Source organism: Pseudomonadota bacterium (assembly GCA_039714795.1).
Taxonomy (GTDB): Bacteria; Pseudomonadota; Alphaproteobacteria; order JAGOMX01; family JAGOMX01; genus JBDLIP01.
Map to the genome: position 1 here is coordinate 1 of JBDLIP010000067.1, position 9,429 is coordinate 9,429.

The 9,429-nt window shown below is 40.1% G+C and carries 3 protein-coding genes; 2 read left to right on the forward strand and 1 reads right to left on the reverse strand.

Annotated features, from left to right (window positions below; genetic code table 11):
* Nucleotides 1-413: 413 nt before the first annotated feature.
* Complete coding sequence (locus ABFQ95_05695) at nt 414-1,577, forward strand: cation:proton antiporter (GenBank protein ID MEN8237017.1); 1,164 nt, start codon at nt 414-416, stop codon at nt 1,575-1,577.
* A 123-nt stretch (nt 1,578-1,700) separates the two neighbouring features.
* Here ABFQ95_05695 and ABFQ95_05700 read toward each other — a convergent pair whose 3' ends face one another.
* Nucleotides 1,701-2,897, reverse strand: a complete 1,197-nt coding sequence (locus tag ABFQ95_05700) for an NAD-dependent formate dehydrogenase (protein MEN8237018.1) — start codon at nt 2,895-2,897, stop codon at nt 1,701-1,703.
* Nucleotides 2,898-3,045: 148 nt separating this feature from the next.
* Here ABFQ95_05700 and ABFQ95_05705 point away from each other — a divergent pair, with 148 nt between their 5' ends.
* Nucleotides 3,046-9,195 (forward strand): hypothetical protein, encoded by a 6,150-nt coding sequence (locus ABFQ95_05705; GenBank protein MEN8237019.1) that lies wholly within the window; start codon nt 3,046-3,048, stop codon nt 9,193-9,195.
* Nucleotides 9,196-9,429: the final 234 nt, after the last annotated feature.

The window sequence follows — 9,429 nt, forward strand, 5'->3', positions numbered from 1 at the left end:
CGAATAGGCCTTTGAAAGGCTTGAGCCGTATGCGGTGAAAGTCGCACGTACGGTTCTTAAGGGAGCCGGGGCCGGTAACGGTCTCGGCTTACCTGACTGCGGTGCCTTTTACACCTTGCCTGCCACGCTTACTCTTGGAGACTAGCCGCATTTTTTTGTAAACGCAAGCATAAAATTTTAAAAAAATTTTGCATAAAAAGTCCTTTGTAATCAGTTTGTTAACTCTAATGCCTTCCGGTAGCGCCCATTAACCCTTTGCTATGGACTGAATTTATTGCTGACATACTCGCGAGAAATGAAAACCTCTAGTTTATTGTGCTGACCACTGACTACCCAGCCATCGTAACTTTTGGCAAAAGTGGATGAAACCGCTATGATATATCCATGCAGCAATATAACAAGAAGCGTTGGCTATGGAAAACTCTGGACTTATTCTAGTTGCATTGGGCAGCGTTTTCTTGCTCGGATTAGCGGCAGACGCTGTGGGTCGCCAAACCCGTCTGCCAAGGGTGAGCCTCTTAATCCTGATGGGACTTACTATTGGTCCATCCGTTTTGAATTTATTACCTCAAGCAGTTGAACTTTGGTATACCCCTGTTGCTAATATAGCTCTTGCGATGATTGGCTTCTTGCTCGGTGGCAAGCTGACGATATCGTCATTTGCAAGCTATGGCCGAGAGGTCGTTTGGATCTCTGTGGCAAAAGTCCTTGTGGTTGCTTTGGTGGTATTTACTGGTTTACTTGCTGCTGGGGCTTCCCTTCAGATATCCTTACTATTATCTGGGATTGCTGCGGCTACAGCGCCTGCTTCAACCGCTGCTGTCGTCGATGAACTAGAAACCAAAGGTCGCTTTAGCCAAATTCTACTTAGAATTGTTGCTATCGATGACGCCTGGGCTCTGATTCTTTTTAGTGTAACCCTTGCCATTTGCTCATCTCTTCATCTCCCTGGAGCACCCAATGTAGTCCTACACAGCCTGTGGGAGTTAGGGGGCGCTTTGTTGATTGGCATTGGCTTGGGAATTCCCATGGCTTTTTTAACAGGGCGCGTAAAACCAGGTGAACCTACTTTAATTGAAGCCCTTGGATTGGTTTTTCTGTGCTCAGGCGTGGCCATCTGGATTCAAGCTTCTTTTATTCTAGCCTGCATAATTATGGGTGGTGTTATTGTTAACCTGGCAAAGCACCATAACCGGCCATTTCATGCCATCGAAGAAATTTCATGGCCCTTTATGGTTTTATTCTTCATTCTCTCAGGGGCTGCTCTCCACCTAGAATCATTCACCCAAATAGGCTTTATTGGTACTGCTTATATTGTTCTTCGTTTTATTGGTGGATGGCTAGGAGCATGGAGTGGCGCTATGGTATCTCATTGCGACCCCATTGTGAAACGCTGGATGGGGCTTGCACTTATGCCTCAGGCAGGAGTTGCCATAGGAATGGCTTTGGTTGCAACCCAGGTCTTTCCTGAGTTGCGTGAGACAATTTTGCCTATTGTCCTTGGCTCCACCGTCTTTTTTGAACTCCTTGGCCCCATCTTGACCCGGGTGGCATTATCCCGAGCGGGTGAGAGATAGCTATATACCGAAATGAAATCAAAACCTCTGTTTCCTAATACGCTCGAAGTGCTCATTTACACTTGTAAACTGCAAGCTGGTAGCTATCATTAAACTAGAGGTTTTGATTTCACGGGAGTATACCTATCTAAATCGCTCTGCCTCTTGTGAACCCCTTGTCGTATCCCCTGCTATGTAGGAATAAGCCCCCATTCCGGCAAGTTTGCCTTGATCAACAATCAAGTATTCTTCGCGAATTGGCCGTTGCTCAAACCAACATTCCAAAATCTCGCGCACGCCTGCGGCATAACGGGCTTGCGCTGAAAGAGTAGTACCTGACACATGCGGCGTCATACCGTGATGCGGCATAGTTCTCCAGGGGTGATCTTTAGGTGCTGGTTGCGGGAACCAAACATCACCAGCGTATCCTGCAAGTTGGCCGCTTTCAAGAGCTCTAACGACTGCATCTCGGTCACAAATTTTGCCGCGAGCCGTATTAATCAGGTAAGCCCCGCGTTTCATTTTATTGATCAAGTCATCATTGAATAAATGTTCCGTTTCGGCGTGTAGGGGGCAGTTGACGGTTACAACATCGCACACCGAAACGAGAGACTCTGTCGTGGGATGATAGGTTAGGTTTAGCTCTCTTTCAACGCTTTCAGGCAAACGATGCCGCTCTGAATAATGTAGATTAACGTCAAAAGGTTTTAAACGTCTCAAAGTTGCAAGCCCAATTCGCCCTGCTGCAACTGACCCCACGGTCATGCCCTCTAGATCATAGGCTCTTGAAATACAATCAGCGATATTCCACCCTTTTTTAAGGATCCACTGATAAGAAGGAATGTAATTATGAGTTAAGGCAAGAATTGCCATGACGATATGTTCGGCGACGCTGATACTGTTACAAAAAGTGATCTCTGTCACGGTCACACCTTTTTCAATTGCCGCTTGCAGGTCAACATGGTCAGAGCCAATACCTGCGGTAATGGCCAGCTTTAAGTTTTTTGCTTTTGCAATTCGCTCAGAGGTGAGATAAGCAGGCCAAAAGGGCTGTGAAATGACAATATCTGTATCGGGGAGCTCCCTTTCAAAAACAGAATCAGAGCCATCTTTATCCGATGTAACGATCAAGGTATGCCCCAGTCCTTCAAGAAACTGGCGCAGGCCAAGCTCACCGGTAACACTGCCCAGTAACTCACCTGGTGTGAAATCGATTTGTTTGGGCGTTGGCAGGGCCATGCCATCAGGATAACGCTCAAGGGTGGGAATGTCTGCACGTGGATAGGATTTAGGATATCCGGCTACAGGATCATCATAGAGAACACAGAGAATTTTTGCCATTTTAGAGCTCCTTATTTTTTTAATATTTAATCTATGCTAGAATAGATCCAGTTACTTTTTCGTTAAAAAACCAAGATCAATACATTGCAAATTACAAGTAATATCATTATATAATAGAATATGTTTAGTTAATTTTTGAGTTTCTATTATGAACAGTAAAAAATATATCTCTTATATCGTTATTGCAAGCTTTGCTTTGCAAACAATTTCTCCTTTTGTCTCTTCCTGTCATGCACAGAGATACCAAACAATCAATGCCGTTATTGACAATCTAGAGCATATCAAAAGCGTTAAATCTGTCCCGGCAGCTCTTACGTTTAAACCTGAAGCTGGTAAAACCGCTGCGGGTATTCTGCACTACACCGAAATTGAAGGACAGGTTCATATCTTGCTTGGTGAAAGAAACACAGGAGGATTGTGCAATCTTGGAGGAGCAAGTGATGCTGAAGACGCAGCCATTTCTGGATTTGAAAGTTTGGCTCACACAGCCGCTCGAGAAGCAAAAGAAGAATCAAATGATCTTTACGCACCTCATGCAAGCATTTTGCAACATCTGCCTTTTATCGATACCATCACAGAAAAATCCTCTGAACAACACTTGCTGCACCGAATGTATTGGCAAAAAGTGGGGTATATTGCCCCGGAGGTACTTTTAAAAGCAATGAATCAGGCCACAGATCACCACTCTAAAGAATATCAGCATTTCAAGTGGTACAAGGTTGAAAAGCTGCTTAAAGCTTGCCAGCAATCAAATCCAAAGCTAAGCGAAACTGAATCAATATATGACCCGCTTTTTAAAACTTTATGTACCGAATCAGGAAAAGCATTTTTGCAACATTTGCAGGAAAATAATAAAATTACTCCTTTCCATAAAGAAATTCGTCAATACAAAAATAGATTGTATTTTGCAGGAGACAGAGATTCAAAGATAAAAATAAAAGATCACGAAAATAGCTCTATCCACTGGGAACTTAATGTTGAAAATTTAGATAAAGGGGTTAACGATAGAAAAGAGCTAATAACAAAGATTGATGCATTAACTAAAGAGTCACAGCACATTTCATTCGGGCAAAATGCTTCTGGCGAACAAGTCACCACGCTAGAAATCGCCAAAAGGCAATTTGCTGAAGCCGTTGCAGCGCACGCATCGACCTTGATTGAACTGAAGGAAAAATTTGCAAAGAAAGAAGAGCAAGTTACCGTACCAGCACAATCGACGCAACCCCCGAAAACACCGGCAACTCCTGAATCTTTTGACCCAAACTCTCCCGATTTGTGGAACAGGTCTATCCCTGAGAGTTTAACTCGCTTCCATTTACGTATGGTCCTAGGACCAGATTATAAAGATAAAGCTGATTTTGAGAATGATCAAAGAAAAGCAGATATTGAAAATCTAAGAGTATACTTAAAACGCTTCAATTCAACTGAGTATGAACAAAAATATGCAGAAAAAGCTGAGTTCAAAAGGGAAATCTCCTTCCTGGATACCGATTTGCAACTGCTTGCAGATGTCATTGAGTGGGAATCGGAACAAAACTGGCCTGTATTTTATCATGCATCCAATGCTGGACAAAATAATCTTACACGTGTTTTTACATACCTTAGAAAGTTTTTCATGCTGAATCCACTTGAAGATCAGTTAGCCCTAAGGGGAACAGATCTCTATTTTGCAAATTACGATAATATTGGCGAAGTTTCAGAAAAATATGGATATTCAGACTACGCTCGTGGAATAAATTCTCTTGTCATGTGTGCTAATTATGTGTTGACAGCGGGAAGACAGACAACCCAAACAACATCAAATAGTATTGAATATCTACTGAATGATCACAGTGTTGAATCTCAGGACATATATTTTAGATATTTAGAGGCTATGACTCTATCAGGATTTGTTGATCCACAATTCTCTCCATTCCATTCACTATTTCAACAATATTTGACTTATTTGGGTCAGGAAATGGGCAACAGCGTTCTCTTCTCTTTGTCTATTAACCCCAAGGTTTTGCGTCAATATTCCTATTCGGCCCATGGTGGTGGATCTCCCTACGAAATGATGATTGATGAAGAAAGCGTTTTTCAACAGCAAAAAACAAGCTCAACCTTATATACACTGCACAGATTAATCAAAGAACAAAATAGGTTATCTTCGCTTGCTGAGCCAGAATCATTTGAAATTAACACCTGCAAAAAACAAAGTCTTATTCCTGAGTTTCGCCTTTGCTTACATCCTGACTTACTTTTCAATCCAGAAAATTTCAAGGCCAAATCTTTTTCCCGTTTTCAAAATGCTGAAAAAGAAAAACTATTTCATCAAGCAATGACAAGAACAACAACAGCAGTCATAGCTGATTGGTTGCAGCAGGAAAGCCATATTATGCCAGGGCACTTCGTGCAATACCCAGAAATTAAAAAGCTTTATGAGATCATGCATAAAGGTATCACTGGAGAAGAGGTCAACCCCAAAGATAGCGAATCACAACTGACTGCAAGTACTTTTCAGATCGCAAGTGAGCTTGTTGATGTCATAGGATACGCACACATAATGGAAGTAGTAACCGCTCTACAAAATTTAGCTGGCGATGAAGAGCAGAAGGCTAAAATTGCAAAAATAACCAAAGAATTTATCACTGATAAAATGCAGGCCAGGGATGTCATTGACATTTTCAGATTAGTGCAAAATCTGATAGGCGTTCCAAACCCACAGAGCAAGTGTATAGAGTTTACCAAACAGCTGCTCAACAATAGTATGAGTGTATGGGATATAAAAATAATTGCAAAAGCAGTACAGAAGCTATTAACTACTACAGCAGACGTAACTAAGATTATTAATCTGACAAAAAAATCTCTCCACGATAATATGAATGGAAGCAGTATTATCTACCTCATGGATCGAATTCAAAAACTAGGAGATAATAAAAAACACATAGTTGAAATTTATGCAAAACTTATCTCAAAAACAGCAGGATATGAGCAAATAAAAGAAATTTTTGATGCCTTAGAACAATTACCAGACGGATACATAAAACACCTCCAGACCATAACTGAATCTCTTCCAAGAAATTGCTGTGGAGGATTAAAATTTATTGAGGCGCTAAGTAAAATAGACTCGAAAAATATTGAGGTTTTCTCTAATTTTTTAGGTTTATTAATTAAAAATTCCGAAGATATTGATAGCTTATTTTATTTTATAAAACTTACTGAAATCCCTTACGAGCACTTAGAAAAAATCGCTGAAGTTTATAAGGCATATGATTCTTACAAAAAGGACGGTAACGATAAAATCTATCTGTATAATCTTGTTCAATTTATAGAGAGTTTCGAAATTAAAGCTCTACCGGAAATGACTAAAGAAGACTTTAAAAGCTATTTTGATATTATGCAGAACTTATCCAACGAATCGATAACCTTCCAGGACTATCTTCGCGGTCTAACCAAAATCGGCGAGATCAGTTCTAAAGACCGGACAATAATTGCTGCTCTTATCAAGCAATATTTCCCAGAAGGAATTTCTGCTTACGATGTAACCCAAACATTTGATGTGTTTACTTCTTCAGGAATTGGCATTGAGCGCCACTGTCGGATCGCCCAGAATTTTCTGGAATCACGCTCAGAACAACTATATATCTGGGATTTGCAAAAAATCTTGAAGAGCATTATGGAATTTAAAGAGCAGGATGAGCAATTTTGGCAGATGGCTGGCAGGCTTAGTTCTAAGGTTATACTCCACTATGTTCCAAAATTGCTCCAGGCCTTTAAAAATATCATGCCCAAAAACCGTGCAATTTGCTTTAAAATAGCAACTCAGTACGGGGGCACAGATGGTCGCCTGTTGAGTCTTTTGAAGGTAATGGCTGCAAGCACCCACAATGACCCAGAACGATTTTTTGCAGCAATTGAAAAAATTAATTCGTTGATTAAAAGTACATCAAATTATTCCTATTTGCAGGAAATACAGGAAATAATTGAGTACATGAATAAAATAAACCCAGAAGACCCTACGGAATTTACCGAAGTCTTCCTAGGTTCATTCAATAAAGATAATGATCCTGGTTGGAATATCAAATATGCTTTGAAAAAATTAGCTAACACAGATCGAAATCATCTACAAAAATATTTTAAACCAGCAACATTGTTGGTTATAAGTGCAAAACAAGAACGCTCTATAACAAATTTTATCACAAAGCTTGCTGAATTTAACCCTAAAGACCCTATGACTCTATGCGCAGCCACGCAACAATTGGTAACTGCCCAATCACCTGAAGCAGAAATATTAGCCATTCTAACCGCTCTTAGTGACATTACAACTGATGAGCTCATTCCGGTTTCTAACGCTGTCAAGACATTCATAGATACAGACAGTTATGGAATAGCAACTGCAGAACTCATCAAACTTCTTAAACAACTTAATCCGCCTAATTTGGTAAAATTTTGCCAGGAAATCCTCTCTCTTGTACCAGAAAGCTATCAGGTTAATTCTGTATTACAAGAACTTCAGGAGGTAAACTATGGTGATATTGCAGCATTTTGTAAGAAGATCAAAAAATTGCTTCCGGATTCTTATGGCTCATATGATCTTAAAGCCATACTCAGCCTCATCAAGGCAATAAATCCCAAAGATCCCAACAAAACCTTTGAGGCCATCATGTTGCTGCTGGGAAAACAAACTTATAGCTATAATACAAGGCAAATTTGCAAACATCTAAAGGACTTTCAACCCTCTGATATCTCCATCTTCTGCCAAATTGTAAGCAAGCTTGCAACTCCTCAGATAGATGCGCTTTCGATCCTTTCAAACCTTGCTGCCATAAAACCAAAGAACCCTGAACTCTTTATTCAAGTTATTCAAGCCTGGGGAATCAAGCTTAGCAAAAAGGAATTCTATAGCATTCAGAATCTCAAAGAAAGGAATAAAAATGAATTGCAAAAACTCAAAGAAATTGGCGATTTATTTTCTTTCAAGAAAAGTCATGATGATCGTAATAAAGATTGCTTTTTCTTAGAATTAACAAAATTAGATTCAAACTCATGGATTGAAATCTCTAAACAAACAGCTTTGCTGTGCGATACCCAAAACCTACCGGCAATCAACACACTTCTAAAATCACTGACAAGAGTTAAAAACCGAGCAGAGTTTTGCAGAATTTTGAAAACGTTCAAAGACAAAGTGAATGGAAATTATCTAATGTCCAATATTGTCGAAACTGCTCAATCAATTTCTCTTGAGAGGCTTGAAGATTATCTTAAAATAGCTGCAGCACTCGCACCTTCCAAAGATCCGGGGTTACATGACAATCTTCTAAATGTCATCAAGGATCTTTCTATTGAGCAGGCAGAAATTTATAGTCAAGCGGTGCGGCCTTTAATCTCTAATTCTATGACTAATTACAACGTAGCTGACCTTGTGAGATGTTTAAAAGAAGCGCAGCCGAGCGATCCCATCGCAGTTTGCAACAAAATTAAAGAATTGATGCCTGACGACTCTGGCAAAATTTATGATATATATGATCTCCAAACCATTATACCGGCTCTGAGTAAGGTAAAATCAAAAGATCTTGACGCTGTCTGCAAAGCTGTTATGGCTTTGCGTGATCCTTCATGGTCAGGCTATCAGATTCGTGATTTGATAAATGGCGTTAGGGAAATCGATCTTGAGGCACTGGATACCTATGTAGCAATAGTTAAAAAACTGCTACCCAAAGCCAAATCAGGCGCTGATATTTCTGAGGTTTTAAAATTAATCAAAGCCATGGGTTTTGAGAAGATCAAAAATTTGAAAGAGGCAACACAAATTCTAATTGATGCCTCAGATGCTGATTCTGGAGATATTCCTAAAATATACCAATTGGTAGACTCCATCGATGCTGCAAAACGTGTAGGCTTTTGCAAAGCCTTAACGGTATTGGTCAAGGATTTTCGTTACGATTTTTTCAAGGCTTGTGAGCTTATTGTCGCCATCAATCCCAAAAATCCACAAGCATTTTGTGCTTCAATTCACCAGCTGAGGTATGGACAACGCTTAAAGTGTCTCGAGATGATTCGAAACTCTGCCACCGATGATCCACAAGAATTGTGCGACGCTCTCATGGAGTTAATACTTCGGTACAATGATCGAAAAGTGCTTGAAGTCCTGGAAGATATTGCACCGGAAAATTTTGCAGCAGTTTGTCAGCATGTAAGAAATTTGATTGTTGCAAGCGGCGGCAGAAAAGTGAAAACAAAAGAAAGAATTGAAATCTTAAAAGGCGTTTTGGGAATTCACACCGCTAATATTGAATCGTTGTTCCATGGTGTTTTATAAGCATTTTAACGGGCTTGAGTTGTAATTGTTCAGCTTAAGTCAGTGTCGTTGAAGTATAAATCACGTCAAAGTTTTCAACTTTGCAACACTAAGCTTTTCAATTTCAACCAAAAGATAGCTATGCCACTCTAAATTGGCTCTTTTGCGTTTTGAGTGGGTAATCTGAATTTTAGGTAGGCGAACAGCGTAGGTTCAGCTGGTAAAATTCCAAGCCTCCAACAAGTAAATAAAGCA

What these genes read in the sequence shown, in the direction of transcription:
- ABFQ95_05695 (MEN8237017.1), top strand. Translation starts at nt 414, where the DNA reads ATGGAAAACTCTGGACTTATTCTAGTTGCATTGGGCAGCGTTTTCTTG.
- ABFQ95_05700 (MEN8237018.1), bottom strand. Translation starts at nt 2,897, where the DNA reads ATGGCAAAAATTCTCTGTGTTCTCTATGATGATCCTGTAGCCGGATAT.
- ABFQ95_05705 (MEN8237019.1), top strand. Translation starts at nt 3,046, where the DNA reads ATGAACAGTAAAAAATATATCTCTTATATCGTTATTGCAAGCTTTGCT.